21 protein-coding genes are annotated in these 16084 nt (G+C 63.0%); 10 read left to right on the top strand and 11 right to left on the bottom strand.

Going from position 1 to position 16084, the window contains the following annotated elements; all coding sequences use genetic code 11:
• Positions 1 to 56: 56 nt before the first annotated feature.
• On the bottom strand, positions 57 to 1613 hold the full coding sequence (locus KYE46_RS00215) for an alanine/glycine:cation symporter family protein (protein WP_219002579.1): 1557 nt from the start codon (positions 1611 to 1613) through the stop codon (positions 57 to 59).
• Between the two features lie 12 nt (positions 1614 to 1625).
• Positions 1626 to 2054, bottom strand: coding sequence for a universal stress protein (locus tag KYE46_RS00220; protein WP_219002580.1), 429 nt, complete (start codon positions 2052 to 2054; stop codon positions 1626 to 1628).
• A 250-nt stretch (positions 2055 to 2304) separates the two neighbouring features.
• Between KYE46_RS00220 and KYE46_RS00225 the strand changes: the two genes are divergently transcribed.
• From KYE46_RS00225 to KYE46_RS00245, 5 genes are read left to right on the top strand one after another with little or no spacing between them, the layout of a single operon-like run.
• The gene (locus KYE46_RS00225; protein WP_219002581.1) at positions 2305 to 2781 is read left to right on the top strand and encodes a pyridoxamine 5'-phosphate oxidase family protein; all 477 of its coding nucleotides are present in this window, start codon (positions 2305 to 2307) and stop codon (positions 2779 to 2781) included.
• 55 nt (positions 2782 to 2836) lie between these two features.
• On the top strand, positions 2837 to 3451 hold the full coding sequence (locus tag KYE46_RS00230; protein WP_219002582.1) for a LysE family translocator: 615 nt from the start codon (positions 2837 to 2839) through the stop codon (positions 3449 to 3451).
• Positions 3452 to 3490: 39 nt separating this feature from the next.
• Positions 3491 to 4090 carry a class I SAM-dependent DNA methyltransferase gene (locus KYE46_RS00235; protein WP_219002583.1) on the top strand — a complete coding sequence of 200 codons (600 nt, stop codon included), beginning with the start codon at positions 3491 to 3493 and terminating at the stop codon, positions 4088 to 4090.
• Positions 4083 to 4547 carry a ribonuclease HI gene (rnhA, locus tag KYE46_RS00240; RefSeq protein WP_219002584.1) on the top strand — a complete coding sequence of 155 codons (465 nt, stop codon included), beginning with the start codon at positions 4083 to 4085 and terminating at the stop codon, positions 4545 to 4547. The genes KYE46_RS00235 and rnhA overlap by 8 nt, the downstream gene beginning before the upstream one ends.
• Complete coding sequence (locus KYE46_RS00245) at positions 4548 to 5174, top strand: trimeric intracellular cation channel family protein (RefSeq protein ID WP_219002586.1); 627 nt, start codon at positions 4548 to 4550, stop codon at positions 5172 to 5174.
• Between the two features lie 62 nt (positions 5175 to 5236).
• Here KYE46_RS00245 and KYE46_RS00250 read toward each other — a convergent pair whose 3' ends face one another.
• From KYE46_RS00250 to argH, 4 genes are all read right to left on the bottom strand, one after another.
• Positions 5237 to 6307, bottom strand: coding sequence for a hypothetical protein (locus KYE46_RS00250; RefSeq protein ID WP_247716875.1), 1071 nt, complete (start codon positions 6305 to 6307; stop codon positions 5237 to 5239).
• Between the two features lie 54 nt (positions 6308 to 6361).
• Complete coding sequence (gene greA, locus KYE46_RS00255; RefSeq protein WP_219002588.1) at positions 6362 to 6832, bottom strand: transcription elongation factor GreA; 471 nt, start codon at positions 6830 to 6832, stop codon at positions 6362 to 6364.
• 133 nt (positions 6833 to 6965) lie between these two features.
• Complete coding sequence (locus tag KYE46_RS00260) at positions 6966 to 7103, bottom strand: argininosuccinate lyase (protein WP_219002590.1); 138 nt, start codon at positions 7101 to 7103, stop codon at positions 6966 to 6968.
• A gap of 95 nt (positions 7104 to 7198) precedes the next feature.
• The gene (gene argH / locus KYE46_RS00265; RefSeq protein ID WP_219002592.1) at positions 7199 to 8611 is read right to left on the bottom strand and encodes an argininosuccinate lyase; all 1413 of its coding nucleotides are present in this window, start codon (positions 8609 to 8611) and stop codon (positions 7199 to 7201) included.
• Positions 8612 to 8705: 94 nt separating this feature from the next.
• On the opposite strand from argH, the gene KYE46_RS00270 reads away from it, so the two are divergent.
• Entirely contained in the window at positions 8706 to 9200 is a 495-nt protein-coding gene (locus KYE46_RS00270) for a TlpA family protein disulfide reductase (protein WP_247716876.1), read from the top strand.
• A 1-nt stretch (position 9201) separates the two neighbouring features.
• Here KYE46_RS00270 and KYE46_RS00275 read toward each other — a convergent pair whose 3' ends face one another.
• A complete protein-coding gene (locus KYE46_RS00275) occupies positions 9202 to 9798 on the bottom strand; it encodes a DNA-3-methyladenine glycosylase I (protein WP_219002596.1) in 597 nt (198 codons plus the stop codon).
• A gap of 102 nt (positions 9799 to 9900) precedes the next feature.
• Here KYE46_RS00275 and KYE46_RS00280 point away from each other — a divergent pair, with 102 nt between their 5' ends.
• The 3 genes from KYE46_RS00280 to phbB all read left to right on the top strand — a co-directional run bounded on the left by KYE46_RS00280 (position 9901) and on the right by phbB (position 12885).
• On the top strand, positions 9901 to 10731 hold the full coding sequence (locus KYE46_RS00280; protein ID WP_219002599.1) for an EAL domain-containing protein: 831 nt from the start codon (positions 9901 to 9903) through the stop codon (positions 10729 to 10731).
• A gap of 165 nt (positions 10732 to 10896) precedes the next feature.
• Entirely contained in the window at positions 10897 to 12072 is a 1176-nt protein-coding gene (locus KYE46_RS00285; RefSeq protein WP_219002601.1) for an acetyl-CoA C-acetyltransferase, read from the top strand.
• A gap of 90 nt (positions 12073 to 12162) precedes the next feature.
• Positions 12163 to 12885, top strand: a complete 723-nt coding sequence (gene phbB, locus KYE46_RS00290; protein WP_219002604.1) for an acetoacetyl-CoA reductase — start codon at positions 12163 to 12165, stop codon at positions 12883 to 12885.
• 487 nt (positions 12886 to 13372) lie between these two features.
• Here the strand turns inward: phbB and KYE46_RS00295 are convergent, their stop codons facing one another.
• On the bottom strand, positions 13373 to 13516 hold the full coding sequence (locus KYE46_RS00295; RefSeq protein WP_219002606.1) for a hypothetical protein: 144 nt from the start codon (positions 13514 to 13516) through the stop codon (positions 13373 to 13375).
• A gap of 323 nt (positions 13517 to 13839) precedes the next feature.
• Between KYE46_RS00295 and KYE46_RS00300 the strand changes: the two genes are divergently transcribed.
• On the top strand, positions 13840 to 14787 hold the full coding sequence (locus KYE46_RS00300) for a transcriptional regulator GcvA (protein WP_219002608.1): 948 nt from the start codon (positions 13840 to 13842) through the stop codon (positions 14785 to 14787).
• A gap of 78 nt (positions 14788 to 14865) precedes the next feature.
• Here KYE46_RS00300 and KYE46_RS00305 read toward each other — a convergent pair whose 3' ends face one another.
• The 3 genes from KYE46_RS00305 to KYE46_RS00315 form a co-directional block, all read right to left on the bottom strand.
• Entirely contained in the window at positions 14866 to 15030 is a 165-nt protein-coding gene (locus tag KYE46_RS00305; protein ID WP_219002610.1) for a YdcH family protein, read from the bottom strand.
• Positions 15031 to 15137: 107 nt separating this feature from the next.
• Positions 15138 to 15857 (bottom strand): tRNA1(Val) (adenine(37)-N6)-methyltransferase, encoded by a 720-nt coding sequence (locus KYE46_RS00310; protein WP_219002613.1) that lies wholly within the window; start codon positions 15855 to 15857, stop codon positions 15138 to 15140.
• Positions 15848 to 16069, bottom strand: a complete 222-nt coding sequence (locus tag KYE46_RS00315; RefSeq protein ID WP_219002615.1) for a putative signal transducing protein — start codon at positions 16067 to 16069, stop codon at positions 15848 to 15850. Before KYE46_RS00315 ends, KYE46_RS00310 begins: the two co-directional genes overlap by 10 nt.
• Between the last annotated feature and the right edge of the window lie 15 nt (positions 16070 to 16084).

The raw sequence follows: 16084 nt of genomic DNA on the forward strand, positions 1-16084 counted from the left end.
ACAACGCGAAAGGGCCGCAGCTTCCGCCGCGGCCCCTCCCCTTATTCAATCCCGCCTTAGTGGGTGTATTTCTTGATCTCGCCCGACTTCAGGCGTGCGGCGTAGGACTGCAGTTCTGCCCGCACGATCTTCATCAGGAAGTAGAGGCAGAAGATGTTGACCACCGCCATCGCGAAGATCGCCGCGTCAGAGAAGTCGATGACCGGACCAAGGCTCGCGGCTGCACCGATCACGATGAACGCGCAGAAGATGAGCTTGAAGACCAGTTCGGTCGTCTTGCCCTCACCGAACAGGTAGGTCCAGGCCTTCAGGCCGTAGTAGGACCACGAGATCATGGTGGAGAAGGCAAAGAGGACCACGGCGATGGCCAGAACGTAGGGGAACCAACCGATGGCCGATCCGAAGGCTGCCGACGTGAGGGCCACACCGCCGGTCCCGCCCACGGTCTCGATCGCCGTGCCGGTCTCGTTCAGCATGTAATTGCCGGTCGCCTGATCGATGACCAACTGCTGCGAAATGATGATGACCAAAGCCGTCATCGTGCAGATCACGACCGTGTCGATCAGCGGCTCGAGCAGGGATACGAATCCTTCGGTAATCGGCTCGTTGGTCCGCACGGCCGAGTGGGCGATGGCCGCAGAACCCACGCCCGCCTCGTTCGAGAAGGCGGCCCGCTTGAAGCCCTGGATCAACGCGCCGACGAAACCGCCCGCAACGCCCAACCCGGTGAAGGCTCCGGCGAAGATCTGGCCAAAGGCCCAGCCGATCATGTCGTAGTTCACCGCAAGGACGATGATCGCGGCGCCCACGTAAAGCAGGCCCATGAAGGGTACGATCTTCTCGGTCACGCGCGCGATGGACTTGATGCCACCCACGATGACCGCGAAGACCACGGCTGCGAACAGCAGGCCGGTGATCCAGCCCGGGAACTCACCGGTAATCTGGGTGATCTGCACATGGGCCTGGTTGGCCTGAAACATGTTGCCGCCCCCAAGCGCGCCGAGGATACAGAAGACCGAGAACAAGACCGCGAGGATCTTGCCACCGGGCAGCCCCAGCTCTCCGAAACCCTTGGAGATGTAGTACATCGGGCCACCTGAAACGGTGCCGTCCGGATACTCGTTGCGGTACTTCACGCCGAGCGTACATTCGGTGAATTTCGAGGCCATGCCCAGAAGACCCGCAAGGATCATCCAGAACGTCGCCCCCGGCCCGCCGATGCCCACGGCGACCGCGACGCCCGCGATATTTCCGAGGCCGACAGTGCCCGAAAGCGCCGTTGCCAGCGCCTGAAAGTGGCTGACTTCGCCCGCATCATTGGGGTCCGAGTAGTCGCCTTTCACCAGGCTGATCGCATGGCCGAAGAAGCGGAATTGAACGAAGGCGAAGTAGATGGTGAAAACGGTCGCGCCGATCACCAGCCACAGCACGATCCACGGAAAGTTGGTGCCCGGGATCGACATGAAGATGAAGTTGACGAACCAGCCCGTCGAGTTGGCGAAAGCCTGGTTCACCCGCTCGTCCAGCGAGACCGCCGCGTCTTGAGCCCAGGTGGGCGTGATGAGGGCCATGTAGGTCGCAACGGCCAATATGATGGAATACATTTTTTTCATTGGTACTGCTCCTTATGCGACGACAGTGACAGGAACGCGCGCGTTCATGACAAGGTTGGCGGTAGAGCTGCCGAACAGCCGCGAGATCCCACCCGCGCTGGAGCGGGCGACGACGATCTGGGTGGCGCCCTCGGAGTGAGCGACCTTGTCGATCGTGTCGGCCACATCTCCGTGGCGCACAACCGCGCGGGCGTTCAAGCCCGCCGCCTGAAGCGAGGCGACAGCGGGGTCCACGACCCGTTCTCTCGCGATGGAAATCTCTTCTTCGCGACGCTTGTGGCGCTGCGCATTTTCCTCTGCGGTCTGGAAAGAAAACGGTGACCATTCGATCACATAAACGACGATCAGCTCACAATTCTCACTGCTCGCCGCGACGTTCTTGGCAAAGTCCAAGGCCTTTTCGCCTGAACTCTGACCATCAAGTCCGATCACTAACTTCATAATTTGTCCCCATGTTTTATTGCTCAAAAGCAATTTTTTACAGGCAACATCCGGGCCCTTTCTGCGTACATTCCCGCAGGTTGCCTAACGTCACGCTATCCGAGGGATTCGCACCGGTCTAATTATTTTTGTAAAAGAACTCGCACCCGGTTCGCGGCGCGAGTCCTGACCTTTCCCAATACGAAACGTCTTTCGACCAAACTCCTGCCCTGCGCCATGAACCCTTTCTCGCGACGGAAACGAGCCGACCTTGCCCCACCCGTTTGATCCGCAGATCGTCCTGTCTCGCCCTCTCATCGCCATTCTCTCCACCGTCTCGGACAAGGGCGCGCCGCGCAACGCGCCGGTCTGGTTCGCGTGGGAGGCGGAGGCTCTGTGGATGCTGTCGGACGCGGGCGCCAGCAGTGCAGCGCGGGTGGAGGCCAATCCCCAGGTCGCGGTCGAGATCGTGGATTACGACAACGAAGCGGGCCTGCTGCGCCATCTCGGCCTGCGCGGCACAGCAACGGTGGAGCCGATGGACACCGCGCTCTTCCGGAGGCTCCTGCGCCGGTATCTCGGGCCAGAGGAGGCGCAGAACCCGTGGTTTGTCCAGAATGTCGCCCGCATCGACGATCCGAACGGGCGCCTGATCCGCCTCGTCCCGGACAGTATCTTCACCAACGACGTCAGTTTCTTTCGGACCGGTCCCGACCTGGCACAGCCGGCACGCTCCGAGCCAGATTGACAGCTTCGCCGCGCTTCGACACGCTGTCCTGATCCGATAGCCGAAAGCCCGCCGAATGATTTCCACCCAGTTTCTTCTGACCGCGCTTGTCGTGGTGATCGCACCGGGAACCGGCGTGCTCTATACCCTCGCGCTCGGATTGGGGCGCGGTCGTCGCGCGGCGCTCTGGGCGGCCTTGGGCTGCACGCTTGGCATCGTCCCGCATCTGCTGGCTGCGACGCTCGGCCTGGCCGCCGTCCTCCATGCCTCGGCGCTCCTCTTCAACGTGGTGAAATTCCTCGGCGTGGGCTATCTTCTGTACCTCGCATGGTCGGCGTTGCGCTCGGGCGGCGCACTGAACGTCGAGCCCTCGACCCGCGTCGAGCCGGGGCCGGCCATCGCCAGACGCGGCGCGTTGATCAATATCCTCAACCCGAAGCTGTCGATCTTCTTCCTGTCCCTGCTGACCCCGTTCCTGTCCGGCAACCCGGCCACCGTGACGCAGGAAACGCTGATCCTTGGCGCCATATTCATGGCCATGACCTTCGCTGTCTTCGTGCTCTATGGCCTCTTCGCCGCGACGGCGCGCCGATACATCCTCGGCTCCGCACGGATCATGGCGTGGATGAACCGCTCCTTCGCGGCGATATTCGCCCTCTTGGCAGGGCGGCTCGCGTTGGAGCGTGCGTGAGGCGTCCGTCCCCCCTCAGCACGTAGAGGCCCCTGCCCGATGAGCGACGATAAAACCATCTCCGTCTATGAAACCCGCGCGGAGTCCTACGCCGGCATGGGGATCACCCCGACGCAGGCAGAAGCGCTGGAGGTTTTCACCGCCGCCTTGCCTGCCGCGGCCGATATTCTCGATCTTGGTTGTGGCCCGGGCCTGCATGCCCGCGCGATGATGGAGCTTGGCCACAGGGTGGACGGCATCGACGCGACCCCGGCTTTCGTGGATGCGGCTGTGTCCCGGGGCGTCTCCGCCCAACTCGGGACGTTTGACGACATCACGGCGCATGACGCCTACGACGGCATTTGGGCCAGCTTCAGCCTGCTCCACGCGCCGCGTGCAGAGGTGCCGCGCCATCTGCGCGCGCTCGCCCATGCCTTGCGACCCGGGGGCGTGCTGTTTCTCGGCATGAAGACCGGAGAGGGTGAAGCACGCGACGGCCTCGGTCGGCATTACAGCTATTTCACGGCAGAGGAGCTTATCGCGATGCTGACCGGGCTTGGCCTCACCCTCACCCACCGTGTAGACGGCGCGGAGCCCGGCCTAGCCGGCACCCATGATCCTTTCACCCTGCTCCACGCGAAAGCTCCCGACGATGCCTGACCTGATTGCCTACACCGACGGAGCCTGCTCCGGAAATCCCGGCCCCGGAGGGTGGGGCGCCCTGATGCGCGCCAAGGATGGCGAGACGATCATCAAGGAGCGCGAGTTGAAGGGCGGCGAGGCCGACACCACCAACAACCGCATGGAACTTCTGGCCGCGATCTCGGCTCTGGAGGCCTTGGAGCGTCCCTCGACCCTGACCATCGTGACCGACAGCGCCTACGTGAAGAACGGCATCACCGGCTGGATGCATGGTTGGAAGCGGAACGGCTGGAAGACCTCGACCAAGAAGCCGGTGAAGAACGTAGACCTCTGGCAGCGGCTGGACGAGGCGCAGGCGCGGCACAACGTGACCTGGGAATGGATCAAGGGCCATGCCGGTCACGAGGGCAACGAGCGCGCCGACGAATTGGCACGCGCGGGCATGGCGCCGTTCAAGAAATCGAAGCGTGGCTGAATGGGTATCACGCTGACACTGGACTACGCCTCGGTGCTGGTCTTCGCGCTGACAGGGGCGCTGGCCGCGTCGCGGGCTCAGCTTGATATCGTGGGGTTCATCTTTTTCGCCTGCCTCACGGCGGTGGGGGGCGGCACCCTGCGCGATTTGTTGCTGGACCGGGACCCGGTGTTCTGGATCGCCGACGCAACACCGCTCGCCGTTGCGATGGCCGCGGCCGTGGTGGTTTTCTTCACTGCGCATTTGATGGAATCGCGCCTGAAGTGGCTGATCTGGCTCGACGCGGGCGCCTTTGCCATCGCGGTCGCGGCAGGGGTCGCCGTCGCACGGGAAGCCGGGGTGAGCACGGGTGTGGTCCTTGTCATGGGCGTCGCCACCGGGACCTTCGGCGGCCTGATGCGCGACGTGGTCGCCAATGAGGTGCCGCTGGTCCTGAAACAGGGGGAGCTCTACGTCACCGCCGCCTTCGCCGGTGCGGCCGCATCCCTTCTGGGAGCGCGGTTCCTCTCGCCGGAAGCGGCATGGCCAACGGTGATCTGCATCTTTGTCACCTTCGGTCTGCGCGCAGGCTCGCTCCTGTTCGGGTGGAGCCTGCCTGTCTACAAGGGGCGCCCCCCGCGCGCCTGACAGGTCAAATCCTTGCAAGGATTTGCAGAAGGCTTTTGCAAAAGCCTTCGGCCGCGCGGGCGTCAGTCGAAGGTGCCTGTCACGCGGCCTAGAAGCATGAAGGCGCGCGCGGTGCGGGTGTCGGCAAGATGCGAGATTTCCTCGTCGCTGGCGTTCTTCTCGAACTCCATGAAGGTGCGGTCGAAGTGGCGCAGGAAATGGTGAACCGCGTCGCGAAACACCGGGTCTTTCCGCATCCGTCCGGCCGCCAGAACCAGCGACGAGCGGTCGTGGATGCCCCCAAGCGCGGCGATGGGCCGTCCGCGCTCCCCCTTCGCAAAGCGCCGCCAGACCTCGGATTTCGAGCGGTCGGGGCGCAGATCATCCATGTAGATGCCGTCTTGCGAGAGCAACGTGAGCACATCTTGCGAGGCGCGGATCAGCCGCTCTGTCGCGCGGTCTTCCAAGGCACGGCGCAGCGTACGGAAACCTTCCTTGTCGTGCTCGTTCTCTGGGAAATTGAGTGCCTTGATGAAATCGGCGACCGAGATCGGCTCGGCTTCGATTTCCTGAACCAGACCGAGGGCCGGTTGCGGTTGTGCCGCCTCTGCCTCGCTTGCGGATGGCGACACCGCGGCGCGCACTTCGGCAGGTGCCACGGACCGGAGCGACGTGAAGGTGGCAAGCTTGGTGTCTGCGGCCTGCTGCGCGGCAACGAGGTCATCGAGCTTCTGTACAAGATCCGGCTTCATCTCCATCGATTGGCGTTGCTGCTGTTCCACATAGGCCGCCCGCATCGCATCGATGGAGGCTTGCAGCCGCGCGGCCTCCTGCCGCAACGCCCGCGCCGTCCGGGCGGCCATCGCGGCAACCCAGATCAGCGCCAGCGGCACGATCACTGCCAGGATCGAGAGGAGCTGCGACAGGCCGGTAGGGGCGGCCTCGGCCTCTTCCTCGCCGCCGCCGCTGAGCCCCAGAACCACCACGGCCACGATCCACAGAAGCGAGACGATGATTGCCGCGATCTCGATCCCGGTGATCCGGGGTCCGGCGTCGGCGCGGGCGTAGAGCCCGAGGTCCAGCGCCGTGGGCGTGGGCGAGGGCCTCGGCTCGATGGTCTGTTCATCTGTCGGGTCGGAAGAAGAAGACGACATCGTCTCTTTTACTCCGGTAATAGGGCGGTCATCACGGGCGCGATTGCCCGGATGTCAGACATAGGAGATCTTGACGATCTCGAAGCTTTTCGCCCCACCGGGCGTGCGCACTTCGACGCTATCGCCCTCCTCTTTGCCGATCAAGGCGCGGGCGAGCGGCGATTTGATGTTGAGAAGCCCGTTTTCGATGTCGGCCTCGGCCTCACCCACGATCATGTAGGTCTTCTCTTCCTCGGTCTCTTCATCAACCAGATCGACCGTGGCGCCGAACTTGATCGGGCCGGAAAGCGTCTTGGGATCAATGACCTGCGCCAGAGAGATGGAGCCTTCAAGCTCCTTGATACGGCCCTCGATGAATGACTGCTTTTCTTTCGCGGAATGATATTCCGCGTTCTCCGACAGGTCCCCATGCTCCCGCGCCTCGGCGATTGCCTTGATGATTGCAGGACGCTCAATGCTCTTGAGCTGTTTCAATTCACCGTTCATGGCCTCAAGGCCTTTCGGTGTCATCGGGATCTTTTCCATCGGTTCAGTGCCTTAATCGAATAGTGGCAAACGAAACCCGGCCAATCGCGGAAAGCGACAAGCCGGGAATAGCAAGACGTTAGGGGTGAATGAACGGCGGATCAACTCGGATTGCCGAGATAAAGGCTAAGCCTCAGCCGCCGACGCCGACTTCCGCCGATCCCGAGATATGGAGCCCGGGCTCGACATTGGCGCGGTCAGGGCGCTCGGGTTCGCCATCGACGCCGCAAGCAGCGACGGCAAGGACGGACAGAATGGCAAGATATCGCATCGGTACTCTCCTACGGTTGCGTCAGTGTCCGCCGCATCCCCGCCTCTGTCCAGAGCCGAGGCAACCATCGGCGGGCAGCTGCCATCCGATCCATGCTACCCCAAACGGTCACGCCAGCGCGCCACTTGCTCGCGCACCCGCTCGGGCGCGGTGCCGCCGTAGGACACGCGGGAGGCCACGGAGTTGTGCACGCCGAGCACGTCGAAGACGGCGGCTGTGATTTCATCGTGGACGGATTGCATGTCCTCCAGCGTCAGATCCGGCAGGTCGCAGCCCTTGTCCTCGGCCAGCTTGACGAGGCTACCGGTGACGTGATGCGCCTCACGGAAGGGCATATCCAGCGCGCGGACCAGCCAGTCGGCAAGGTCTGTCGCGGTGGAGAACCCGGAGGAGGCAGCGGCTTCGAGCGAGGGCACATTGGCTTGCATGTCGCGCACCATCCCTTCCATGGCGGCCAGCGCCAGCATCAGGTTGTCGGCGGCGTCGAAGGTCTGCTCCTTGTCCTCCTGCATATCCTTGGAATAGGCCAGCGGCAGCCCCTTCATCACCGTCATCAGCGCGACATTGGCCCCGAAGATCCGCCCGATCTTGGCGCGGATCAGCTCTGCCGCGTCAGGGTTCTTCTTCTGCGGCATGATCGAGGAGCCGGTGGAGAAGCGGTCCGACAGCGCCACGAAGCGGAACTGGGCGGACGACCAGATCACCAGCTCCTCCGCGAAGCGCGACAGATGCATGGCGCAGATCGAGGCGGCCGAAAGGAACTCCAGCGCAAAATCGCGATCTGCCACGGCATCGAGCGAGTTGGCCGTGGGGCGGTCGAAGCCAAGCGCCTTCGCGGTCATCTCGCGGTCGATGGGGAACGAGGTGCCGGCGAGCGCGGCGGAGCCCAGAGGCGACTCGTTCATCCGCGCGCGTGCATCGCGGAAACGCGAGGCATCGCGGCCCAACATCTCGACATAGGCCATCATGTGATGCCCCCAGGTCACCGGCTGCGCCGTCTGCAGGTGGGTGAAGCCCGGCATGACCCATTCGGCCCCCTGCTCCGCTTGCCCCAGAAGCGCCTTTTGCAACGCTTCGATCCCGGTGATCGCGGCGTCCATCTGGTCGCGAACCCAAAGCTTGAAGTCCGTGGCGACCTGATCATTGCGCGACCGCGCCGTGTGCAGACGCCCGGCGGCGGGGCCGACAATCTCAGTCAGGCGGGATTCCACATTCATGTGAATGTCTTCGAGCGCGGCGGAATAGGCGAAGCTGCCTCCCTCGATCTCTGACAAGACCGTGAGCAGCCCTTCCCGGATCACCTCGACATCGCTACTCTCGACAATGCCCGTCGCTGCCAGCATGGCGGCATGGGCACGGGACCCTTCGATATCCTGACGCGCCATGCGCTGGTCATACGAGATCGAGGCGTTGATCGCCTCCATGATCGCATCCGGACCCGCCGCAAATCGGCCACCCCACATGGTGTTGGCTTTGGTCGCGTCGTTGGAGGAACCCGTGTCGCTCATATCTGTCTGCCCTGTCTTCAGAGGAACCGAAATGGTCCGCAAAATCCTAGTTACCGCCGCATACATCGCCGCAGGCCTTTGCGCAAATGCCGCTATGGCCGAGGATCTGTCGCCGCTGCAGGTCGGCGACATGCGCGGGCTGGTAATCCATGACGCGCCTGCGGCCGCCTCGGAGCTGCCATTTGTCCAACAGGACGGCAGCGAAGCGCAGCTGTCGGATTACGCGGGCCAGCATGTGCTGCTCAACTTCTGGGCGACGTGGTGTGCGCCGTGCCGCGAGGAGATGCCATCGCTCCAAACCCTGCAGGAAACCCTGGGCGGCGACGATTTCCAGGTCGTGACCCTCGCCACCGGCCGCAACCCGCCGCAGGCCATCGCCCGGTTCTTTGACGAGGTCGGGGTGACCACCCTGCCGCAGCATCGCGACATCAACCAGCAGATCGCCCGCGAGATGGGTATCTTCGGCCTGCCCATCACGGTGGTACTGGACGAGAACGGACAAGAGGTCGCGCGCCTGCGGGGTGATGCGGATTGGGCGTCGGACGAGGCCATCGCCATGTTGCAAGCGATCATCGCATCCGACGGGTAAGCTACCGTGCCAATGCGGCGACCTCGTCATGGCGGAAGCAACAGGTCAGGTGATCGTTCACCACGCCCGTCGCCTCAAGCCATGCGTAGACAATCGTCGGGCCACAGAACTTGAACCCGGCCTTCTTCAGATCCTTCGACATCTGCAGGCTCATCGGCGTCGACGGCGGCACCTCTGCCATGGTGTCGAAGCGGTTTCGCAGGGGCGTTCCGTCGACGTAGTCCCAGATGAAACGGTCGAAACCGCCCTTTTCCTCCATCGCGATCCAGGCCTGCGCATTGGTGATTGCGGCTTCGATCTTGCCGCGATGACGCACGATCCCGGCGTTGCCTAAGAGGCGCTGCACGTCCGCCTCTCCCCATTTCGCGATCACTTCGGGGTCAAACCCTTCGAAGGCTTCGCGAAAGGCGTCGCGTTTGCGCAGGATCGTGATCCACGCGAGGCCGGCCTGAAACCCGTCCAGCACCAGTTTCTCCCAGAGGGCACGGCTGTCGTACTCCGGCACGCCCCATTCAGTGTCGTGATAGGCCACGTAGAGCGGGTCCGTGCCACACCAATCGCAGCGTCCATTGGCCTTCTCGTCGCCTTGGCCTGACATCGCAGAACTCCCTCAGCATTTGATGCAAATCCCGAATTTCATCCTTCTTTAAAGAGACTCAGGGCATCAACCCCCTAACGCAGGCGCGACAGGAGCAGACCCATGGGCGAGAACGGCGGTGAGGTGATCGAGCCGGGGATGGGAAGTCCTCTCGATGCTGCCATCTCGCAACGTGACCGCGGCACGCTCGCCATGGTGCAACAGGCCCTTGCACGCGGCGACGCACGGCTGGCCTATCAGCCTATCGTCCGCGCCGACGGCCAGGGAATTGCCTTCTACGAAGGGCTCATCCGCATCCTGGACGAAACGGGCCGGGTCATTCCGGCGCGCGATTTCATGGGGGCGGTCGAGGACTCGGACATCGGGCGGCAGATTGATTGCGCCGCCTTGCGGCTCGGTCTTGCCACGCTCCAACGAAACCCCGGACTTCGCCTGTCGATCAACATGTCCGCAAGGTCCGTCGGCTATCCACGCTGGATGCAGACCCTCCGCACCTTCCTGCGGGACAATCCCACTGTCGTCGAACGCCTGATCCTCGAGATCACGGAAAGCTCCGTCATGATCATGCCCGAGATCGTCGCGATCTTCATGGAAGACCTGCAGGACAAGGGCATTACCTTTGCGCTCGACGACTTCGGAGCAGGGTACACCGCCTTCCGTCACTTCAAGTCCTTCTACTTCGACATTCTCAAGATAGACGGCCAGTTCACCCGCAACATCGCCGAGGATGCCGACAATCAGGTGCTCTCCGAAGCCATGATCGGTCTCGCCCGGCATTTCGACATGCTCGTCGTGTCGGAATCCGTCGAAACGATGGAAGAGGCGCGATGGCTCGCGGCCGCCGGTGCCGACTGCCTGCAGGGCTACTACTACGGCGCCCCCACCATGACCCTGCCGGAGATCGACACCGCCCGCGTGATGCGCAGCGCCTGAGGCGAGGCTTGTCATTTTCGCGGCTCTGTTCAAAGCCCCTTTACACCGCCTGAGACACCGTGTCCGTTGATCTGAGCCGCCGCAACGCTCTATCACGCGGCCGACACTCACGCTGCATCGCGCCCACCATTCGGGGGGACCGCTGCGCTCAGGAAAGGACTTCCCATGACCAATGTCGTCATCGCTTCCGCCGCTCGTACGCCGGTTGGCAGCTTCCTCGGCTCCTTCGCCAACACCCCGGCCCATGACCTCGGCCGCGCCGTGATCGAAGCCGTTGTGGAGCGTGCCGGCATCGACAAGGCAGAGGTTTCCGAGACCATCCTCGGCCAGGTCCTGACCGCTGCACAGGGCCAGAACCCCGCCCGTCAGGCCCACATCAATGCAGGCCTGCCGCAGGAATCCGCCGCTTGGGGCATCAACCAGGTTTGTGGTTCCGGCCTGCGCGCCGTGGCGCTCGGCGCACAGCACATCATGTTGGGCGATGCCTCCGTCGTGATCGCCGGCGGTCAGGAAAACATGTCCATGTCCCCCCATGCGGCCAACCTGCGTCAGGGGCAGAAGATGGGCGACATGAAGTACATCGACACGATGATCCGCGACGGCCTCTGGGATGCTTTCAACGGCTACCACATGGGCCAGACCGCCGAAAACGTCGCCGAGAAATGGCAAATCTCCCGCGACCAGCAGGATGAATTCGCGGTCGCCTCGCAGAACAAAGCGGAAGCCGCCCAAAAGGCCGGCAAGTTCGAGGACGAAATCGTCAGCTACACGATCAAGGGCCGCAAGGGCGACACCGTCGTCGATCAGGACGAATACATCCGCCACGGTGCCACGATGGAAGCGATGCAGAAACTGCGCCCCGCCTTCACCAAGGACGGCTCCGTGACGGCTGCCAATGCGTCCGGCCTGAACGACGGTGCTGCTGCCACCCTGCTGATGTCCGCCGATGACGCCCAGAAGCGTGGCATCCAGCCCCTTGCACGCATCGCGTCCTACGCTACCGCAGGCCTCGACCCGTCGATCATGGGCGTCGGCCCGATCTATGCGTCGCGCAAGGCGCTGGAGAAAGCCGGCTGGTCCGTGGACGACCTCGACCTCGTGGAAGCAAACGAGGCCTTCGCCGCCCAGGCCTGCGCCGTGAACAAGGACATGGGATGGGATCCGGAGATCGTGAACGTGAACGGCGGCGCCATCGCCATCGGCCACCCGATTGGCGCCTCCGGCTGCCGCGTGCTCAACACGCTGCTGTTCGAGATGCAGCGCCGCGACGCCAAGAAGGGTCTTGCGACGCTCTGCATCGGCGGCGGCATGGGTGTTGCCCTCTGCGTCGAGCGCGACTGATTTCACCAAACACCTTCAGCCGCGCGCAAGAAAGTTGCGTGCGGCTTTTTTATTTGTAACAAAGTTTTACAACCATAAGGGAGAGACAACATGGGACGAGTCGCATTGGTCACCGGCGGAAGCCGCGGCATCGGGGAAGCCATTTCGAAGGCGCTCGCCGCAGAGGGCTACACGGTCGCCGCCACCTACGCCGGCAATGACGAGGCCGCCGCGAAATTTACCGAATCCACGGGGATCAAGACCTACAAGTGGAACGTGGCCGACTACGACAGTTCCAAGGCCGGCATCGAGAAGGTCGAAGCCGAGCTCGGCCCCATCGAGATCGTCGTCGCCAATGCCGGCATCACCCGCGACGCTCCCTTCCACAAGATGACCCCCGAACAATGGTCCGAGGTCGTCGACACCAACCTAACCGGCGTCTTCAACACCATCCACCCGGTCTGGCCCGGCATGCGCGAACGCAAGTTCGGCCGCGTCATCGTGATCTCTTCGATCAACGGGCAGAAGGGTCAGTTCGCCCAGGTCAACTATGCCGCCACCAAGGCGGGCGACCTCGGAATCGTCAAATCCCTCGCACAGGAAGGCGCCCGTGCCGGCATTACCGCCAACGCGATCTGCCCCGGCTACATCGCGACCGAGATGGTCATGGCGATCCCCGAGAAAGTCCGCGACAGCATCATCTCGGGCATTCCTGCCGGTCGCCTCGGTGAGCCGGAAGAAATCGCGCGCTGTGTCTGCTTCCTTGCCTCCGATGACAGCGGCTTCATCAACGGCTCCACGATCTCCGCGAACGGCGCCCAGTTCTTCGTCTGAACATTTCAGCACCCACAAAGAAGGCCCCCGCCACATGCGCCGGGGGCCTTTTTCATGCGGTTCGACCTGCAACCGCTCCTTCATCTTGGCAAATACAACTCAATCCCACATGGGCCATACGCGCGACGCCAACGACTTCAACCGCCGCGTGCCCAAGCAGCATGCGACGGTGGCAGACGTTGAACTGTCAGGAGTGGGGCAATCCGAGCGCCGTTAACACAACGCCGATGCCGATGCGGCCTTGGCCGCAGGCAACGCGGGCCGCTGAGGCCCGCGATAGCTGATTAGCGCAGCGCGCTGAGGTAGCCGCTTACGCGTGCCCGGTTCTGAGCGTCTTGAACCTGGATCTGGAAAACGGTTTGGCGCACGAGCGCACGGAATTCAGAAAAGAACATCTTAAGTGACCTTCATGCAGGAGGGGGTTTTCAGTCTGCTCATTAAATAAGCAAGCTAACTGAAAAACCCCAATGCTAATTGCGAATGCCTGTTAACCGGCTACTGCAACGCTCGACTTGCGGTGTGCAAGGCGGCGGAACGCGGCGGCGATCAGGCGGGCCATTTCACGGCTGCGATCGGCGCGGGCCTGGTTGATGATTTTCTGCATTTCGGGTTCTGCGAGATCGTGGAACATTTGGACACCTTGCGAATGAGTGATTGATCGTTTCACCGCTCTATATAGGCGTGGCCAAACCAGCTACCATTGCAAAAACTGCAACCCTGCGTCCCGCGCCTTACAGGCGGCCCGTCAGAAAATTCCAGATTTCACTCAGGACCTTGCCGCGTTCCTGGTGGGCACGGGCGATGGCGGCCCGCGTGGCGGGGATCGTGGTATTATCGAAATGCATGGCAGTTCTCCTTTCGAGGCGAAGCGACTTGCCATTCAACATGGGGCGACATAGGACGTCCGACAAACGGGACTTTTAACCCCCTCACACAAGAATAGTTTAACTATCCATGTCAGACAGACTTCCTCCGCTCACGGCTCTTCGGGCCTTTGACGCCGCCGCGCGGCACCTGTCGTTTGCCAAGGCGGCAGCGGAACTGAACGTCACGCCCGCCGCGCTTTCGTTCCAGATCAAGTCGCTTGAGCAGCATTTGGAGGCCCCTCTTTTCCGGCGCCTGAACCGCGCGGTTGAGCTGACGGACGCGGGCCGCGCGCTCTGCCCCGGCGCGGCGGATGGCTTTGCTGCCCTGACAAGCGCGTGGCGCGCAGCGAAGCGCACGGTGGAGCAGAAGAGCCTCATCGTGACTGCGGGTCCTGCCTTCACCGCCAAATGGCTGGCGCCCCGGCTCTTCAAGTTCGCCACGCTTCACCCCGAGATCGAATTGCGCTTCAGCGCCACGCTGCGTTTGGTCGATTTTTCGCGGGACGACGTGGATGTCGCCATCCGGTTCGGCCTCGCGAAGGAGGAGCCGGGTCTCTACACGAAGCCGATCATCCGTGAATGGGTCGCGCCAATGATGACGCCCGAGCTTGCGGCGCAGTATCCTGAGCCGGCAGACCTCTCGCGCGCGCCCCTGCTTCATCAGGACGACATTCACTTCCTCAAGCCGGCAGTCGATTGGCCCGCGTGGTTCCGCGCGGCAGACCTGCCGCCGCGCTTCGCGGCCGGGGCGCGGTTCAGTCAGGCCGACCATGCGATCGACGCAGCTCTGGCCGGGGCGGGTGTGGTTCTGGGGCGCATCTCGCTGGCCGAGAAGGACCTGCGTGAGGGGCGTCTGGTGATGCCCTACAAACTTGGGCTCACGACCGAAGCAGAATACAGCTTCGTCTGTCCTGAAGGGCCGGAGGCGCGCCCTCAGGTGCGCGCGTTCCGCGAATGGATCGAGGCCGAAATCGTGACCCTCAAGGAATATGGCGATGAGATGAAGTTCGTGGATGCCGCCGAGGTCCAGATCTGATCAAGCCCCGACGGCAAAAGTCAGGCGCAGTCGCAGGATCGCCGTTCAGGCGATCCATGCCGCGCCGGACGCGTCGCTTTAGCTGTCGAGACGGGTGATCTCTTCCTTCAGCCGCAGCTTTTCCTTTTTCATGTTGCGTAGCGTAAGTTCATCCACGGCAGGACTTCGTTGCTGTTCTTCAACCGTGGCAGAGAGATGGGCGTGCTTCTTCTTGAGCTCCTGAAGATGGGCGCCTAACGACATATGAGTCTCCTCTGTTGAGTTGGATCTACAGGGATCAGTCCAGCACATTGTCATGCGTCTGTCACGAACAACTGTGTTAACGGCTAAAATGCTCGGTATTTAGCTGGTTAGCCGAAGGGCACTGCCGCTCCGTCGCGCAGGATTGCACGGGCTGTTGCAGAATAGTCATCGCCGTCGGCCTCATGCGAGGCGCCGGCGTGGATCACGAGAGGTGCCAAAAGCCGGAACGGCGCGCGGGCACCTTTTCGGGCGCGCACCAGTACCCGCCCCGCAGCGCGGCCTTCTCTCGCCACCAGAGGCAAAACGGCGACGTCTCCGAAACCGTCCAATCCGCGGAGGATGTCTGGCAGCCGCTCGGCCAGATGGATCATCGTGAGCCAGCCGCCGGGCTTCAGACGTGCGCGCGCGACGGCAATCCAGTTGGTCAGGGGTGTCTCTTCACGCAGGGCTGCATCGCGTCCGGCGTCGTCAGAGCCCGTACCCGGCCCGTAATAGGGGGGATTGGCGATGATCTGATCATAGCTTTTCTGGCGAAGGTCGGACGGAAGCGCGGTCAAGTCGGCCGTCACCACGTCCAGCCCATTGCGCCGCGCGAGGTCGGCATAATTCGCCTGCCGCTCCACCCCCGTCACGGAGAGGTTCTCAACCCGCGCCATAAGGCAGAGGGCCGCAACGCCGACGCCGCAACCCAACTCGAGCACCGTGTCCCCCGGCTTGGCTGGGCAGGCCGCCGCGAGGAAGACGGGGTCAGTCGCGGCCCGGTACCCCACGCGCGGTTGCCATGCCTGCACGCGGCCGCCCAGAAAGCCGTCTTGCGTCAGTTCCAAGGCGACACCGGCAGATCGTTGTCGCGCAGCACCACCTCGGCGGCGGCGGCATCATCGCGGCGCACCATCAGGCGGCGCGGCAATATGCCGATGCTGCCCTCCATCCCGCTCATATGGACGTCGATCTCGAACACCTCTATATCCTCGCCTCTGAGAAGCGCGGTGGCGAAGGCGATGATCGTCGGGTCGTTGCTGCGGAGAATTTCAAGCATGCAAGACAGGTAAGC

Origin of the sequence: Gymnodinialimonas ceratoperidinii, assembly GCF_019297855.1 — a bacterium.
Taxonomy (GTDB): Bacteria; Pseudomonadota; Alphaproteobacteria; order Rhodobacterales; family Rhodobacteraceae; genus Gymnodinialimonas; species Gymnodinialimonas ceratoperidinii.